The following is a 15,157-nucleotide window of genomic DNA, read 5'->3' as shown; positions in this document are numbered from 1 at the left end:
AGCTTGTCGAAGGGCGAGAACGGCGCGCATAGTTCTCGACAGGCTCGAACCGAAGGGAGGGTGTGAGAAATGGCCAAGGCAAAAGTCGGCGTCCTGATCTCCGGCCGTGGCTCCAACATGGCGGCTTTGCTCTACGCGGCGAAGGCAGACGACTGCCCCTATGAGATCGTGCTGGTCGCCGCCAACGATCCTGATGCGCCCGGCCTGGCGCTGGCCGCCGCCGAGGGCATTGCCACCTTCGGCCAGAGCCACAAGGGGATGAAACGCGCCGCATTCGACGCGATCATCGACGCGCAACTGCGCGCGGCGGACGTCCATTATGTCGCGCTGGCCGGCTATATGCGCCTGCTTTCGCCGGAGTTCGTTTCGGCATGGGAAGGCCGGATGCTCAACATCCACCCCAGCCTGCTGCCCAAATATAAGGGGCTGGACACCCACCAGCGGGCGATCGACGCGGGCGACAGCCATGCGGGCTGTTCGGTCCATGTCGTGACGGCGGAACTGGACGATGGCCCGGTGCTGGCCCAGACGCCGGTGGCGATCCTGCCCGGCGACAGCGCCGACACCCTGGCCGCGCGCATCCTGATCGCCGAACATCAGCTTTATGCCCGCACGCTGGCCGATTTCGTCACGCGCGAGCGCCAGCCCGGCTGGCTGCTGAACAAGGTGCGCGCAACAGCGCTGGCCCTGCCGCAGGCGGACGAGATCGTCTCGCACGGGATGCCCTGCTTCGGCATCGTGAAGGGCAAGAAATTCGCTTACTTCACCCGCGACCATCATGGCGACGGCATCATCGCGGTGCTGGTCAAGACCACCGCGCCGGAAGAACAGGCGACCCTGATCGAGGCCGACCCCGACCGCTATTACCGCCCCGCCTATTTCGGCAATGACTGGATCGGCATCCGCCTCGACCTGGGCGACACGGACTGGGAGCATGTCGCGCAGCGGCTGCGGGCAAGCTGGCGACAGGTCGCGCCGAAGAAGCTGCTGGGGCTGATGGATATCGCCGACGCCTTTTAGGGCATCGTGCGGAAAGGCGGGACCGGGCGGCGGCACGGCGGTATCGGACGATCGCCCTGGGGTGCGCGGCCAGGAGGTACAGGCCCGGCAGTCATTCCCGACCGGCGATGCATGGGCTTACAGTGAACGGAAAGGGAAACTGGCTGGGGCGGCAGGATTCGAACCTGCGCATGGCGGCATCAAAAGCCGCTGCCTTACCGCTTGGCGACGCCCCAGCAGGGCCGACTGTGCATCGGCGTGGGGACGCCATATAGCGTGTGATTGGCGAAAGGAAAGCCTAGTCATCACAGTTTGATGTCGCCAATATACATTCTGCCCTTTCGCCGGATCATAGCCCTTCATGTCGGTTTCCAACGCGCCTTCCGCCCAGATTTCGCCTGCATCCCCGCTCTTCCTGCGCGAGGACGAGATACGGCGGGGGATCGAGATGCTCTATTTCGGCTATTCCGCCCTGACCCGCTCGATCGACGAGGGGCTGGCGGCGCAGGGGCTGGGCCGGGCGCATCATCGCGCGCTGTATTTCATCTCGCGCCAGCCCGATCTGACCGTCAAGGAATTGCTGCGATTGCTGGCGATCACCAAACAGTCGCTGGGGCGCGTGCTGAGCGACCTGATCGAACGCGGCTATATCGAAACGCGGACAGGGACCAGCGACCGGCGGCAGAAATTGCTGCGGCTGAGCCCGGCGGGCAAGACGCTGGAGGCCGAGATGTTCCGCGCCCTGCGCGAGAAGATGGCCGCCGCCTATGCGCAGGCGGGGCAAGGGTCCGTCACCGGATTCTGGCGCGTTCTGGAAGGGCTGATCCCCGAAGCGGATCGGTCGATGGTGTTCGGGCTGCGCGGCGGATAAGCGCGCAAGGGGCGAAACCTTCTGCCCGCTTGCGCGCTTATCCCGCTTCCCGTTTGCGTCGAAAGAGGAACCATCATGCGTACATATATGCTTGCCGCCACCGCCCTGCTGACCGCCGCCGGCCTGTCCGCCTGTTCGGAAAAGGCGCAGGACAATCTGGAAAATGCGGGATCGGCGATCGGCAATGATGTGAGCAATGCGGTCGATCATGCAGGCGCGAAGATCGACAAGGGCCTGGATAAAGCCGGACGCGCGATCGACAATGGCGCGGACAGGATCGACGCGGCGACCGACGAGGCGGCGGCCGACGCCAGGCGCGAGGCAGGCGAGGCCAAGCGCGAAGTCGGCGCGTCGCTGGAAAAGGCAGGCAGCGACCTGCGCAACGAATAAGGCGCGGGGCGCAAGGCGCGGGCTTTGCCCCCATGATCGCCCGATCACAAACCCGATCACAAAAGGGCGGTGGATCGCGCCACCGCCCTTCCCGCCTGCCTATTTCCCCGCGAACCAAGCCGTCAGCGGCGCCTGCAACCGGCTGCGCGTTTCGATCCGCGTCCTGATGGCGGAGATGGCGCGGTCCACCACCTTGCGCGATTCGGGCGTCAGATAACGGGTGGCATAGGCGTCCAGCTTGGTCGCCATCGCCGGGTCGGCCGACCCGCCGCCCAGCCGCGCCAGCGCCTGGCTGCGCGCCGACACGTCGATCAGCGCCTCATATTGCGCGCGATGGGCCAGCACATAATCGACCGCCAGCATCGGATGCTCCGCGCCCACCTGGGCAATGATCGCCGCGCTCGTCGTCTTGCCCGGCTCGTCGGTCAGGGCCAGGTCCAGTGCCTGCGCCGCCAGCTTCTCGTCCTTCGCGCCGCCCAGCAGCGCATAGGTGCTGCTCTTTTCCAGGTCGGTCTTTGCGCCCTTGGCCAGCGCGCGCAGCTTGTCCCAGGTCGCCTGATCGGCGTTCTTCGCGATGATCGACAGCCAGGTGTTGCGCAGCGGCCCGTCGAGCAGGGCGGGCTGGGCGAAGCGGCGGTTGGCCTCCGCCACCACCGCCCTGTCGCCCATGTCGCCCAGCGTCACCACCAGCGCCTGCCGCAGCACCGGCACCTGCGCGCCTTCACCCGGCTTTGCGTCATAGCCGATGCCGGTCAGCACTGGCCCCAGCCTGGCCGAGGCATAGGCCAGCACCCGGCCCTGCGCCGCCTTGTCGCTTTCCAGCATGGCGTGGGCGCTTGCCAGATAGCCCGGCACTTCCGCCATCACGGCGGGTGTCGCCGTCGCGGGCACGGCATCGATCAGGTCCATCGCCAGCCCGATCGGCTGATAACCGCCCAGGCCAAGCTGGAAATTATCCGCCAGCAGCCCGGTCTGGTCGATGCTCGCCAGCCTGGTAAAATCCTTCGCCAGCGCCTGCACATTGGCCGCCGGATAGAGCGAGCGATAATAGCCCGTCTGCCCCGCATTGACGACATAGGCGCCGCAGCCCGGCAGCGTCACCGTGCCCTTGCCCTGCAGGATCAGCCGCTGCGCTTCGCCGCCAATCGTCTGCGCCTTGACCGGCACGTTCCACTTGAGCGGCGCCTTGTCCTTCTGGTCGCGGCTGAACTCGCTCTGGCTCAGCGTCAGGACGGTCGATCCGCCCTTGCACATGGCGCTGTCCACCGTGACCAGCGGAATGCCCGGCTGGCTGGTGAAATCATGCGCGATGGCAACCAGCCCCTTGGCCCCCGCGCCCTCGACCGCTTTCCACAGGTCGTCGGTCACGGTGTTGCCATAGGCGTGCGCCTTCATATAGGCTTGGATGCCCGTCTTCCACGCATCTTCGCCGGCATAGCCTTCCAGCATGGTGATGACCGCTTCGCCCTTCTGATAGGTGATGGCGTCGAACGCCTGGTTCACCTGGTCGACGGTGGTGATCTTCTGCACGACCGGGTGCGTGGTGGCGAGCGAATCGAGGCTCATCGCCGCTTCGCGCCCGTCCACGCGGGTCAGCAGCATTTCCCAGTCGGGTTGCAGCTTGTCCGTCACCTTGGTCGCCATCCAGCTTGCAAAGCCCTCGTTCAGCCACAGATCGTCCCACCACGCCATGGTGACGAGGTCGCCGAACCATTGATGCGCCATTTCATGCGCGACGGTTTCGTAAATGCGGCGCTTGGTCGCTTCGGAGGTGAAGCGCGGGTCGACCAGCAGCGCGCGTTCGAAGGTGAAGATCGCACCCCAATTTTCCATCGCGCTGAAAAACTGGCTCTGGCCGGGGCCAGCGACATTATCCAGCTTGGGCAGCGGATAGGGGACGCCGAAATAGTCGTTGAACCAGGGCAGTATGCTGGCCGATGCGTCGAGCGCCAGTTGCGCCTTGCCCGTATTGCCCTTGCCGGTGATGACGCCCACTTCGGTATTGCCCGCCATCTTCGTCGCCCGGTCCAGTTCGCCCAGGCCGAAGAACAGCAGGTAGGAGGACATTTTGGGGCTGGTGCCGAACGTCACCAGGCTCTTGCCGCCGCCCAGATCCTTGGTCGCCTTGACCGGCATGTTGCCGACCGCCAGTTGGCCGGTCGGGATGACGGCGGACAGGTCGAACGTCGCCTTGTAGCTCGGTTCGTCCCAGCCCGGCACGAAGCGGCGCGCGTCGGGCGCTTCGAACTGGGTGAAGAGGGCGCGCTTCGCCGCGCCGGCATTGTCGGTATAATCGAGCGCGAACAGGCCGTTCGCCTGTTGGTTGATGATGCCGGCATAGGCGATGTCGACCATGTAGCGGCCGGGCGCGATCGGCTGGCCGAAATCGAACGTCACGGTCTGCGCGTCGGCATCGACCTTCGCGGTGCCCTTGATCGCCCTGCCCTTGGCAGGCGTCAGGGTGACGGCGGAGAAGGTCAGATCGGCCGCGTTCAGCACGAGCGCCGGCAGCGTGGTGGCGACGCTCACGTCGATCGTCGCCTTGCCGGTGAATGTCAGCTTCGCCGCATCGGGCGTCACTTCGATCGCATAATGGCTGGGCGCCGCGCCGCGCGGCAACTGGGTGGTGATGCCGGCGGCCGGGCCGGCGGGTGCCGTCTGGGCCAGTGCGGGCGACAGCAGGGCGAGCGGGGCGGCCGCAATCAGCAGCGGCAGGACTTTCTTGAAGGACATGGACGACTCCGACACGTCAGAAGGGCGCGATGAGACAATATTCCCTCGCGCGCGATAAACGCGGGATCGGCCGTTTCGCTGCATCGGTCAAGCGACGCATGCATGCGCCCATGTCGTTGGTCGAACATTGTTGGTCGTTCGTCAAACAGTGGGCGCAGGCGCCTGTTGCGACGCCCCTCTCACGCACGGATGACGGGCATCGCAACCTTCAGACGCAGAGAAAAACGCAGCGCCGCCCTGCACCAACGGCGTTCACCCCCGCCCTCTGTAGCCCGGCACGTCCTGCGCGGGCAGCCACAGGCCCGCCGGCGGCTCGCCCGATTGCCAGAACACGTCGATCGGGATGCCGCCGCGCGGATACCAGTAGCCGCCGATGCGCAGCCAGACCGGGGCCATCTCGGCGAACAGCCGCTCGCCGATGCCCACGGTGCAATCTTCATGGAAGGCGGCATGGTTGCGGAACGCGCCCAGGAACAGCTTCAACGACTTCGATTCGACGATCGTTGCAGCGGGTGCATAGTCGATCACCAGATGGGCAAAGTCGGGCTGTCCCGTCACCGGGCAGAGCGAGGTGAATTCCGGCGCGGTGAAACGCACAAGATAGGGTTTGCCGGGGCGCGGATTGGGCACATAGTCCAGCACCGCCGCTTCCGGGCTGGCGGGCAGGGCGCTGGTCTGGCCCAGATGCAGGGGGGGGATGGGAAGGTCGGTCATGCGCGGCCATCTACGCCATTGCACGGCTGATGTCATCGCCTTCGCATTGTTCACTTGCAGTTCAGCCATTCTTGTGCCTTGCCACGCTCATGGGGTCCATCATCCGTCCGTTGCTGTTCGCCGCGCTGCTTGTGCTTGTGCCTGCGCCTGTCCTCCCTGGGCCTGTCCTTGCCCAGCAGGCGGAGGCGCCCGCCACCGGCCTGTCGATCCCGCCCGCCGGCACCGCGCCCGACGCGAACCGGCAGGGACCGGAACTCAACGTCTATCGCGATCCGGTGACGCCGCGCGCCGCGCCGCCGGCGGTCGCGCCCACGGTCGCGCCGCCAGTGGCGCCAATGACGACAGTGCAGCCCGTCCCCCAGCCTGCGCCCCGGCCCGCCCCTGCATCCCCCGCTTCCGCCCGCACCGCCCCGGCTGAACCGCGCATCCAGCGCCCCGCACCACGGACGACGGCGGCACCGGATGCCGCAGGCGAAGCGGTCAGCCAGAGCGCGCCGGTCGCTCCGGTGCGGACGCCACCCCCGGCCCCCGTGACCAACGCGGGGGAAGCGGCCGCGCCGGTCGCCGCCCCTGCGCCCGTTCCCGTAGCTGTGCCTGCCCCTGTCCCGGCCGACGACCAGGATATACCCCGCGCCTGGATCATCGGCGCCGCGCTGGCGCTGATCCCGCTGGCCGCCTTCTTCCTGCTGCGGCGGCGCCGTCCGGCCAAAGCACTGGCAGCGCCAACGCCCGCCGCCGCGCCCCCCTCTCCGGCCCCGGCCCCATCTTCTCCGGTCCCGTCTCCGGCCAGGCCGGTCCCGGAACAGCCGGCCGCCGCCGTCCCGCCCGCATCCGCGCCATCCACGCCCGACGAAACCGACCGACCCTGGATCGACATGGACATGGCCGTCGGGCAGGCGCGCTATTCGATGATCGGCGTGACCATCCAGTACGGCCTGATCCTGCACAATCGCGGCAACCGGCCGGCACAGGACATCCTGATTCGCGGCATCGTGGGCAATGCCGGCGCACAGCAGGCCGCCCTGCTCCAGCGCTTCTTCAGCGGCGACGACGGCCTGCCGCTGCACAGCGCGGTGGGCATCGCGCCCGGCGAAACCGTGCAACTGACCGGCGAACTGCGCCTTGCGCCAGAGGATATCGTGCCCGTCACCATGGGCCAGCGCAGCCTGCTGATCCCGCTGACCGCCTTTGACATGGCCTATCGCTGGGACCGGCGGGACGCCGATCCGGGCCAGGGCCGCACCGCCCGCGCCTTCATCGTCGGGCAGGAACAGGAACCCCCGGCCGATCGCCTTGCGCCCTTGCGCCTCGACCAGGGGCCGCGCCAGTATCGCCGCGCCGCGGCCCGCGCGGCCGCGGAACTGACGCCGGCCTGATCAGCGCAACGCCCTTTAATCGCTGGCGGTCCCGCTCTAGTGTCCGACGACACAGGGTTGATTCGTCCTTGCGCGCGCAGCGAAGCAATCCATGCGCGCTCCAGTGGATCGCCGCGCTGCGCTTGCAATGACGGCGTGGGTCAATCTGACGTCATCCCGCTCCGAGACAGGCGCGCATCAAGGGACCGAAGGACGCCGCATGACCATTTTCCTGTCCACCGCAGACCTCGCGGCCCAATTGGGCCAGCCTGATCTGCGCATCATCGACGCAACGCTGTTCCTGCCCGGCACCCCGCGCGACGCCCGCGCGGAATTCGAGGCCGCCCATATCCCCGGCGCGGCCTTTCTCGACCTCGACACGCTGGCCGACCCGGACGCGCCCGCGCCCCATACGCTCCCGCCCGACCCCCTCATGACGCAGCGCGTGCAGGCGGTCGGCATCGACGCCGACAGCCGCGTCATCCTGTACGACAACAGCCCGATCCGCAGCGCCGCGCGCGCATGGTGGATGATGCGCCTTTATGGCGTGGGCGCATCGGTCGCGATCCTCGACGGCGGCCTGCCCAAATGGGTGGCGGAAGGGCGCGCCACGCACAGCGGCCCAGCCAGCCCCGCGCCCGGCACCGCCATCGCCCGGATCGACCGGGCGCAGGTCCGCACCAAGGCCGATATGCTCGCCAATCTGGACAGCGGCGCAAGCCAGGTGCTGGACGCGCGCGGCGCGGGCCGATTCACCGGCGCGGAGGCGGAACCGCGCCCCGGCATGGCGTCCGGCCATATCCCCGGCGCGCGCAACCTGCCCTATTCCGCCCTGTTCGCCGCCGACAACAGCCTGAAATCCCCCGACCAACTGCGCGCCCTGTATGCAGCGGCCGGCATCGACCTGTCCCGCCCCGTCATCACCACCTGCGGCAGCGGCGTCACCGCCGCCATCCTGCTTGCCGGCCTCGAAACGCTCGGCAAGACCGATATCGCCCTGTATGACGGCAGTTGGGCCGAATGGGGCCTGGACCCTGTGACACCGAAAGTGACAGGTGCCGCATGAAGGACGATGCTTCCGGCAAGGATGGGCGCAGGCCGCTCACGCAACTCGCCCAGGCCGGGCGCAAGCCCGAATGGACGGGGATGCCCGGCCAGCCCGGCGCGATCGTCAGCCCCCCGGTGTGGCGCGCATCGACCATCCTTTATGACGATGTTGCCCATTTGCGCAAAGCGGCGGGCAGCAGCACGCATGAGCGCCTGTTCTACGGGCGCAAGGGCACGCCGACCGCCTGGTCCCTTGCCGACGCGCTCACCGAAATGGAGCCGGGGGCGGCGGGCACGATGCTCTATCCGTCGGGCGTCGCGGCGATCGCCTGCGCGCTGATGGCGGTGCTGAAACCGGGCGACCGGCTGCTGATGGTGGACAGCGCCTATGATCCGACCCGCGCTTTCTGTACCCAATTGCTGGACAATTACGGTATCGAAACGATCTATTATGATCCCGCGAGCATCTCGCTCGATGCCCATCTGGCAGGCGGCCCGATCCGCGCCCTCTTCCTCGAAAGCCCCGGCAGCCTGACGTTCGAGGTGCAGGACGTGCCCGCGCTGACCGCCTGGGCGAAGGCGAACGGGGTCGTCACCCTGATCGACAACACCTGGGCGACGCCGCTCTATTTCCCGGCGCTGGCCCATGGCGTGGACATTTCCATCCTGGCCTGCACCAAATATATCGTCGGCCATAGCGACGTGATGATGGGCAGCGTGACCGCCACCGCCGACTGGTTCGGCCCCATTCGCCAGACCGCCTATCTGTTCGGCCAGATGGTCAGCCCCGACGACGCCTGGCTCGCCAGCCGCGGCCTGCGCACGCTGGGCATCCGGCTGCGACAGCATCAGGACAGCGCCATCGCCATCGCCCGGTGGCTGAACGACCAGCCGGAGGTCGCCCGCGTCCTGCACCCCGCGCTGCCCGACTGCCCCGGCCATGCCATGTGGCAGCGCGATTTTTCAGGATCGACCGGCCTGTTCAGCTTCATCCTGGACGGGGGGGACGAAGCGGCCCGCGCCGCCATGATCGACGGCCTTGCCCATTTCGGCATCGGCTATAGCTGGGGCGGTTTCGAAAGCCTCGCCCTGCCCGTCGATCCCGCCCGCTATCGCAGCGCGACGCAATGGCAGGCGGCCGGCCCCGCCATCCGCCTTCATATCGGCCTGGAAGACCCGGCCGACCTGATCGCCGACCTTGCCGCCGGACTCGCCCGTTTCCGGGCCGTGCGGGACGGAAGGGAAGCCGACCCCGGCGGCCCGGCGGGCTAACCCCGCATTTTGTTGCAGAGTAGCAACATTATGGCAGCAAAAGACATTAAGCAGCAATAATTTCTTGTGCACCGCAACGAGGAAAGGCATTTCCACACGGGTTGAGGCAGCCGGCCCATCCCAAGCGGGGGAAGCAGAGAGGCGGGCGCCTGGACGCAGGCGGGACGATCGCAGAACCATCAAGGGGATTAGCATGCGTAAGTCCATTCTCGGCCATTCGGCCCCTCTTTTCCTGGGCGCTCTCATCGGTGCGCTCGCCGCCGTCCCGGCGCCTGCCATGGCCCAGGACGCGCCCGCGCCCGCACTGACCGTCACCGGCAATGCGGCGGTCGTCACCGACTATCGCTTCCGCGGCATTTCGCAGACCAACAAGAATTTCGCGCTGCAAGGCGGCATCACCGTCAGCCACAAGTCCGGCTTCTACGCTTCGGTCTGGGGCAGCTCGATCGACGATTATGTCGCGGCCGGATCGGATCAGGAACTCGACCTGATCGGCGGTTATTCGACCACCGTGGGCGCCGCCACGATCGACCTGGGCGTGCTCTATTATTACTATCCGGGCAATGCCGGCCTCAACACCGACTTCGTTGAGCCTTATGCATCGGTCAAGGGCACGTTCGGCCCCGCCACCGCCAAGCTGACCGTCAACTACGCGCCCAAGGCGAAGGCGCTGTCCGTCGGCAATGGCAAGGAGGACAATCTCTATGTCGCGGGCGACCTGTCGGCATCCATCCCCGACACCCCGATCGGCGTGTCGGCGCATCTGGGCCACAGCTTCGGGCCCAGCTACCTGACGATCGGCGACGAATATACCGACTGGAATATCGGCGCGACCTACACCTGGGAGCATCTGACCTTCGGCGTCTCCTATGTCGACACCGACAAGTCGCTCTATTCGCCGGCGGGCCACAATATCAGCAAGGCCGGCGTGTTCGGCACCCTGACCGCCGCTTTCTGATCGCCTGACCTTTAGGGGGGTGAACCGGGCCGCGACCGCGCCAGCGATCGCGGCCCTTTTCGCGCGCGCCCTGCTTCACCCCGGTCGCGCCGCGCGAAGGCAAGGGAGGTGATCCAGCCGGACGCACGAAGGGGCATGGCATCCGCATCATTACAGGGTCGCCACCGCCGCCCGCCGCCCCTATATTGCCGCCATGTCCGCCCTGTCCCTTGCCCTCATCTTCCTTGCCACCGTCGCCGCGATGGAGGGGTTCGCCTATGTCATGCACCGCTGGGTGATGCACGGCCCCGGCTGGTTCCTCCACGCCAGCCACCACCGCCCGCGCACCGGCATGTGGGAAGCGAACGACCTGTATTTCGTGATCTTCGCCCTCCCCTCCATCCTGATGCTGCTGGGCGGGGTGCAATGGGGCTGGGGCGATTGGGCAACCGCGATCGGCGCGGGCATCGCCGCCTATGGCGCCATTTATCTGGGCTTCCACGACATCATCGTGCATCAGCGGGTCAGGCACCGCTATGTCGCCCGATCGCCCTATATGAAGCGCATCGTCCAGGCCCACCGCCTGCACCATGCGGTGGAAACGAAGGCCGGCACGGTCAGCTTCGGCTTCCTGATCGCCCCGCACCCCACCGCGCTCAAACAAACGCTCGCCCAGCGCGGCCGCGAAGGCGTGCGCGCGGCGAAGGGGCTGGAGGATGTGGGGGCGGGGGGCTGATTTGGGTGGATTGCGGAAGGACGGCTTCCAGTTGAACCACCATGCAAAGCAGACAAAATTCTGTTAGTTCGTAAACATGGGAATATTGCACAAATCTGCCGCCACGCTGGGTTTTTACGGCGACGATCTTGACCCAGAGGAGATCACTAACTTTCTTCGCATTGAGCCGACAGTCGGGACCAGAAAGGGCGGTGTTTGGCTGACAGGCTCAGGTGTCGAAAAGACGGCCAGAACCGGCGTATGGCGATTAGTTGCTGACCGGTGCGAGCCAGCCGATCTCGATGGTCAGATTGGCTGGCTGTTATCGCCGCTGCCGAACAATCTCGAAATTTGGCGGTCATTGGCCGCACGTTATCGCGGGCGAATATTCGCGGGCTTGTTCATGCATAGCGGCAATGAAGGGCTAACTCTCCAGCCGGATACACTTTCTATGATGGGAGGACGAGGGTTGGTCCTTGATCTTGACATATATGGCGCTGAAATGCCCGAGTGATCCAGTCGCCTCGCCAGTGGCCATCAGGGTGGTTCGGAGACTGTCCGTTTCGGGCACGGCAGCGGACGAAGCAGAACCGGATGGATCAATCGTTCGGGAACGCCCCCGACGGGATGGCAGCTTCGCCTTGAGGCGTGATGGACAGCAAATAAAAGGTCGCGCCTTCATTCGCCGGTGGAATGTAGTTCTCGCTTCTTTTCACGACAGTCAAAGCATCATCCCTGTTCATGGGCGCAGCAGCCCTTGCCTGCTCCCATGCAGTAACTTCAAGCGTTGTTAGGTAGCCACCCTCAATAAGAGGCACGAGAAAACCAACACTTTATTCGATGCTCCTGGTCGTCGGACCCGCCGGTATCTCCCACAACGCCCGCCAGTCCTCGTGGCAGTCTTCCAGAAGGCCTGTTTCATTATCTCCAAGTTCCAATGCCCAGCCCTTTCCGCTTTCTTCAGCGACATGCGTGCCATCGTTGGCGAGCGTCTGCAATCGGGAGCGGCACGCCCCGCGCCGAACGGCAACAAATGGTCGTCAGCGACCATTGCTCACTCCGTCGGCGGACAGTCCCCCAGTCAGCTTTCGTTCCCCCGCACCACAGTCTTTCCTATTCCGCCATTCTCTGGTTTACCCTCACCGATGGACCAGCCCCCCTCGTCACCCCCCCCCACGCCTGCCAGTCGCTGCCCGTCGCATCCGCGGCGCGCAGCAGGCGCGTCCCGGCGCGCCCCCGGCGCGTCGGCGTGACCCGATCATGACCGTTCCGTTACCCGCCTGTGGCCTCGCGATAGCCTCGCGATGGCCTCGGCGGTACTTTTGCCCCCAAACACCCGACGACGGTGTGAACTTCGAACGGGATACGCAACCGACGCTTTCGCGACGCGCCTGCGCCATCAAATCCCCGTTCCCCCTTCATCTTCCCCGCCGCTTGTTCTATGCCCGCACTCCAATTCCCAAGGGGACGCCGTTTTGATCCTGGACCTTGCCGCCGCCGCTTCGGGCGCGATTCATTTCAAAGATCTGGGGCTGGACCCGGTCGCGCTCGATCTGGGCTTCTTCACGCTCAAATGGTACAGCCTCGCCTATCTGGCGGGCATCCTGATCGGTTACTGGTATCTGCTCAAACTGGTGGCCCAGCCGGGATCGCCGATGGGCCGCCGCCATGCCGACGACATGATCTTCTACGCGACGCTGGGCATCATCATCGGCGGGCGGCTGGCCTATGTGATCTTCTACCAGCCCGAAATCCTTGCCCACCCGCTCGACATCTTCAAGCTGTGGAATGGCGGCATGTCCTTCCATGGCGGCGCGATCGGCGTGTCGCTCGGCATCCTCTACATGGCGTGGAAGGAAAAGCTCTCCTGGCTGCGCATCCATGACTATGTCGCCTGCGTCGTGCCCTTCGGCCTGTTCTTCGGCCGGCTCGCCAATTTCGTGAACGGGGAATTGTGGGGCAAGGAAACCGATGTGCCCTGGGCGATCGTCTTTCCCACCGGCGGCCCCTTCGCCCGCCATCCCAGCCAGCTTTACGAAGCCGCGCTGGAGGGCGTGGTGCTGTTCCTGATCCTCGCCTTCGCCTTCTGGAAAACCCGCGCGCGCTACAAGCCGGGGATGCTCGTCGGCCTCTTCATCCTGGGCTATGGCTGCTTCCGGTTCGGGGTGGAATATGTCCGGGAAGCCGACGCGCAGTTGATGGAATTCGCCGCGCGCACCGGCCTGCATATGGGCCAGTGGCTGTGCATCCCGATGATCGTCGGCGGCCTTTACCTGATCGCCACCGCCGGGCGGCGCCGGGTGCGGGTGGAACCGATTGCCGGGACGAACAGTGTCGCCTGAGCCGGCTTCGCTGGCCGACCGGCTGGCGCGGCAGATCGCATCGGGCGGGCCGATCTCCGTCGCCCATTATATCGGCGAGGCGAACCAGCATTATTACGCCACCCGCGACCCGCTGGGCGCGGATGGCGATTTCACCACCGCGCCGGAAATCAGCCAGATGTTCGGCGAACTGATCGGCCTGGCGCTGGCCGACATGTGGATGCGGTCGGGCCGCCGCCCCGATCCGGTCTATGCCGAACTGGGGCCGGGCCGCGGCACGCTGGCGGCGGACGCACTGCGGGCGATGGAGCGCGCGGTGCTCGCGCCCAAGGTGCATCTGGTGGAAACCAGCCCGGTGCTGCGCGGCCGCCAACGCGCCCTGCTGCCCCATGCGGTCCATCATGACGGCATCGACAGCCTGCCCGATACCGGCCCGCTGCTGGTGGTCGCCAATGAATTTTTCGACGCCCTGCCGGTCCGCCAGTGCATCCGGGTGGGGGATGAATGGCGCGAGCGGGTCGTCATCTGCCGCGAGACGGAGGGCCGCTTCATTCCCGTGCCCGGCTATCGCCGCATCGAATCGGGCCTGCCCCCGATCGCCGGTCAGGCCAGCGACGGGGCGATCATCGAAAGCCCGATCGTGGGCGCAGGCATCGCCTATGCGCTGGCCCACCGCATCGCCAAGCAGGGCGGCACGGCCATCATCATCGACTATGGCTATGAAGGCCCGGCGCTGGGCGACACGTTGCAGGCGGTCAAGGGGCACCGCTTTGCCGATCCCTTCGCCGATCCGGGCGAGGTCGACCTGACCACCCATGTCGATTTCACCATGCTGGGCAATATGGCGCGGCAGGCGGGCTTGCGCGTCCATGGCCCGGTGGGCCAGGGCGATTTCCTGCGCCAGCTTGGGCTGGACGCCCGCGCCGACCAGCTTGCCCGCGCCGCGCCGGAGCGCGCCGCCGAAATCGACGCCGCCCGCCACCGCCTGACCGACGGCGCGGAAATGGGCACATTGTTCAAGGCGATGGCCTGGACCCATCCCGACTGGGCGGACCCGGCCGGGTTCGAACGGCCTTAATCGTCCTGGTGGTAACGGCTGAGCTTGCGGATGAAGCCGATCAGGCCGGTCTGGCGGCTGCGCTTCATCCGTTCGGCGTGCAGGATCGTCTGCACCCGGCGGAAGCAATCATCGGCATCGACATTGCAGAGCACATAGTCATAGCCGTCCCAATGGGCGATCTCGTTCGCGGCGCGCGCCATGCGGCCCTCGATCACGTCCTCACTGTCGGTCGCCCGCCCGCGCAGCCGGCGCTCCAGCTCCGCCATCGAGGGCGGCAGGATGAAGATGCGGACGACATCGCCGCCGGCAATCTGGTGCAATTGCTGCGCGCCCTGCCAGTCGATGTCGAACAACACGTCCTTGCCCGATTTCAGCATCGCTTCCACCGGCGCGCGCGGGGTGCCGTAGCGCTGGCCGAACACATGCGCCCATTCCAGAAATTCATGCTCCCCGGTCATCCGGCGAAATTCTTCCAGATCGACGAAATGATAATCCCTGCCGTCAACCTCGCCAGGGCGCATCGGCCGCGTGGTGGCCGATACCGACATGGACAGGTCCGGCTCGGCAGCCAGCAGCTTGCGCGCGATGGTGGATTTGCCCGCGCCCGAAGGCGAGGAAAGGACGAAAAGGACGCCCCGCCGCTTGAAGTCGGGAGTCTCGGAGGAAATGGTGTCGGCCATGGCCGCTAGTGACGCCGCAGCGGCGTTTTTGCAAGAGGTCGCTTGCGTTGCCAGAGCATCGTG

General features: G+C 66.3%; 15 protein-coding genes and 1 tRNA gene. 11 read left to right on the top strand and 5 right to left on the bottom strand.

Annotated features, from left to right (window positions below):
• The first annotated feature begins 69 nt into the window (after window positions 1-69).
• A complete protein-coding gene (gene purN / locus Q4610_RS05655) occupies window positions 70-1,020 on the top strand; it encodes a phosphoribosylglycinamide formyltransferase (protein ID WP_304535025.1) in 951 nt (316 codons plus the stop codon).
• 140 nt (window positions 1,021-1,160) lie between these two features.
• Here purN and Q4610_RS05650 read toward each other — a convergent pair.
• A tRNA-Gln gene (locus tag Q4610_RS05650) sits at window positions 1,161-1,235 on the bottom strand.
• 125 nt (window positions 1,236-1,360) lie between these two features.
• On the opposite strand from Q4610_RS05650, the gene Q4610_RS05645 reads away from it, so the two are divergent.
• Together Q4610_RS05645 and Q4610_RS05640 are read left to right on the top strand one after the other, a co-directional pair.
• Entirely contained in the window at window positions 1,361-1,870 is a 510-nt protein-coding gene (locus Q4610_RS05645) for a MarR family winged helix-turn-helix transcriptional regulator (RefSeq protein ID WP_304535024.1), read from the top strand.
• Window positions 1,871-1,945: 75 nt separating this feature from the next.
• Window positions 1,946-2,260 (top strand): hypothetical protein, encoded by a 315-nt coding sequence (locus tag Q4610_RS05640; RefSeq protein WP_304535023.1) that lies wholly within the window; start codon window positions 1,946-1,948, stop codon window positions 2,258-2,260.
• Between the two features lie 99 nt (window positions 2,261-2,359).
• Here the strand turns inward: Q4610_RS05640 and Q4610_RS05635 are convergent, their stop codons facing one another.
• Both Q4610_RS05635 and queF read right to left on the bottom strand, forming a co-directional pair.
• On the bottom strand, window positions 2,360-4,993 hold the full coding sequence (locus tag Q4610_RS05635) for a M1 family metallopeptidase (protein ID WP_304535022.1): 2,634 nt from the start codon (window positions 4,991-4,993) through the stop codon (window positions 2,360-2,362).
• 252 nt (window positions 4,994-5,245) lie between these two features.
• Entirely contained in the window at window positions 5,246-5,707 is a 462-nt protein-coding gene (queF, locus tag Q4610_RS05630; protein WP_304535021.1) for a preQ(1) synthase, read from the bottom strand.
• An 89-nt stretch (window positions 5,708-5,796) separates the two neighbouring features.
• Between queF and Q4610_RS05625 the strand changes: the two genes are divergently transcribed.
• From Q4610_RS05625 to Q4610_RS05600, 6 genes are all read left to right on the top strand, one after another.
• Window positions 5,797-7,083 carry a hypothetical protein gene (locus Q4610_RS05625; protein ID WP_304535020.1) on the top strand — a complete coding sequence of 429 codons (1,287 nt, stop codon included), beginning with the start codon at window positions 5,797-5,799 and terminating at the stop codon, window positions 7,081-7,083.
• 199 nt (window positions 7,084-7,282) lie between these two features.
• A complete protein-coding gene (locus Q4610_RS05620; RefSeq protein ID WP_304535019.1) occupies window positions 7,283-8,128 on the top strand; it encodes a sulfurtransferase in 846 nt (281 codons plus the stop codon).
• Window positions 8,125-9,381, top strand: coding sequence for a cystathionine beta-lyase (gene metC, locus Q4610_RS05615; RefSeq protein ID WP_304535018.1), 1,257 nt, complete (start codon window positions 8,125-8,127; stop codon window positions 9,379-9,381). Before Q4610_RS05620 ends, metC begins: the two co-directional genes overlap by 4 nt.
• Before the next feature lie 193 nt (window positions 9,382-9,574).
• Window positions 9,575-10,339 (top strand): TorF family putative porin, encoded by a 765-nt coding sequence (locus Q4610_RS05610; protein ID WP_304535017.1) that lies wholly within the window; start codon window positions 9,575-9,577, stop codon window positions 10,337-10,339.
• 193 nt (window positions 10,340-10,532) lie between these two features.
• Entirely contained in the window at window positions 10,533-11,054 is a 522-nt protein-coding gene (locus tag Q4610_RS05605; protein WP_304535016.1) for a sterol desaturase family protein, read from the top strand.
• Window positions 11,055-11,139: 85 nt separating this feature from the next.
• Window positions 11,140-11,547, top strand: coding sequence for a DUF4279 domain-containing protein (locus tag Q4610_RS05600; protein WP_304535015.1), 408 nt, complete (start codon window positions 11,140-11,142; stop codon window positions 11,545-11,547).
• A gap of 85 nt (window positions 11,548-11,632) precedes the next feature.
• Here Q4610_RS05600 and Q4610_RS05595 read toward each other — a convergent pair whose 3' ends face one another.
• Window positions 11,633-11,776 (bottom strand): hypothetical protein, encoded by a 144-nt coding sequence (locus tag Q4610_RS05595; protein ID WP_304535014.1) that lies wholly within the window; start codon window positions 11,774-11,776, stop codon window positions 11,633-11,635.
• A gap of 732 nt (window positions 11,777-12,508) precedes the next feature.
• On the opposite strand from Q4610_RS05595, the gene lgt reads away from it, so the two are divergent.
• Together lgt and Q4610_RS05585 are read left to right on the top strand one after the other, a co-directional pair.
• Entirely contained in the window at window positions 12,509-13,375 is an 867-nt protein-coding gene (gene lgt, locus Q4610_RS05590) for a prolipoprotein diacylglyceryl transferase (protein ID WP_304535013.1), read from the top strand.
• On the top strand, window positions 13,365-14,432 hold the full coding sequence (locus Q4610_RS05585; RefSeq protein ID WP_304535012.1) for a class I SAM-dependent methyltransferase: 1,068 nt from the start codon (window positions 13,365-13,367) through the stop codon (window positions 14,430-14,432). Before lgt ends, Q4610_RS05585 begins: the two co-directional genes overlap by 11 nt.
• Here the strand turns inward: Q4610_RS05585 and gmk are convergent.
• Window positions 14,429-15,094 carry a guanylate kinase gene (gene gmk, locus Q4610_RS05580; protein WP_304535011.1) on the bottom strand — a complete coding sequence of 222 codons (666 nt, stop codon included), beginning with the start codon at window positions 15,092-15,094 and terminating at the stop codon, window positions 14,429-14,431. The genes Q4610_RS05585 and gmk overlap by 4 nt on opposite strands.
• Window positions 15,095-15,157 lie beyond the last annotated feature (63 nt).

It is taken from the genome of Sphingobium cyanobacteriorum, assembly GCF_030580935.1.
Lineage (GTDB): Bacteria > Pseudomonadota > Alphaproteobacteria > Sphingomonadales > Sphingomonadaceae > Sphingobium > Sphingobium cyanobacteriorum.
This window is presented reverse-complemented; position numbering and strand designations above follow the sequence as displayed.

Coding starts and splice junctions, on each gene's coding strand:
- purN (WP_304535025.1), top strand. CDS start 70: ATGGCCAAGGCAAAAGTCGGCGTCCTGATCTCCGGCCGTGGCTCCAAC.
- Q4610_RS05645 (WP_304535024.1), top strand. CDS start 1,361: ATGTCGGTTTCCAACGCGCCTTCCGCCCAGATTTCGCCTGCATCCCCG.
- Q4610_RS05640 (WP_304535023.1), top strand. CDS start 1,946: ATGCGTACATATATGCTTGCCGCCACCGCCCTGCTGACCGCCGCCGGC.
- Q4610_RS05635 (WP_304535022.1), bottom strand. CDS start 4,993: ATGTCCTTCAAGAAAGTCCTGCCGCTGCTGATTGCGGCCGCCCCGCTC.
- queF (WP_304535021.1), bottom strand. CDS start 5,707: ATGACCGACCTTCCCATCCCCCCCCTGCATCTGGGCCAGACCAGCGCC.
- Q4610_RS05625 (WP_304535020.1), top strand. CDS start 5,797: ATGGGGTCCATCATCCGTCCGTTGCTGTTCGCCGCGCTGCTTGTGCTT.
- Q4610_RS05620 (WP_304535019.1), top strand. CDS start 7,283: ATGACCATTTTCCTGTCCACCGCAGACCTCGCGGCCCAATTGGGCCAG.
- metC (WP_304535018.1), top strand. CDS start 8,125: ATGAAGGACGATGCTTCCGGCAAGGATGGGCGCAGGCCGCTCACGCAA.
- Q4610_RS05610 (WP_304535017.1), top strand. CDS start 9,575: ATGCGTAAGTCCATTCTCGGCCATTCGGCCCCTCTTTTCCTGGGCGCT.
- Q4610_RS05605 (WP_304535016.1), top strand. CDS start 10,533: ATGTCCGCCCTGTCCCTTGCCCTCATCTTCCTTGCCACCGTCGCCGCG.
- Q4610_RS05595 (WP_304535014.1), bottom strand. CDS start 11,776: ATGAACAGGGATGATGCTTTGACTGTCGTGAAAAGAAGCGAGAACTAC.
- gmk (WP_304535011.1), bottom strand. CDS start 15,094: ATGGCCGACACCATTTCCTCCGAGACTCCCGACTTCAAGCGGCGGGGC.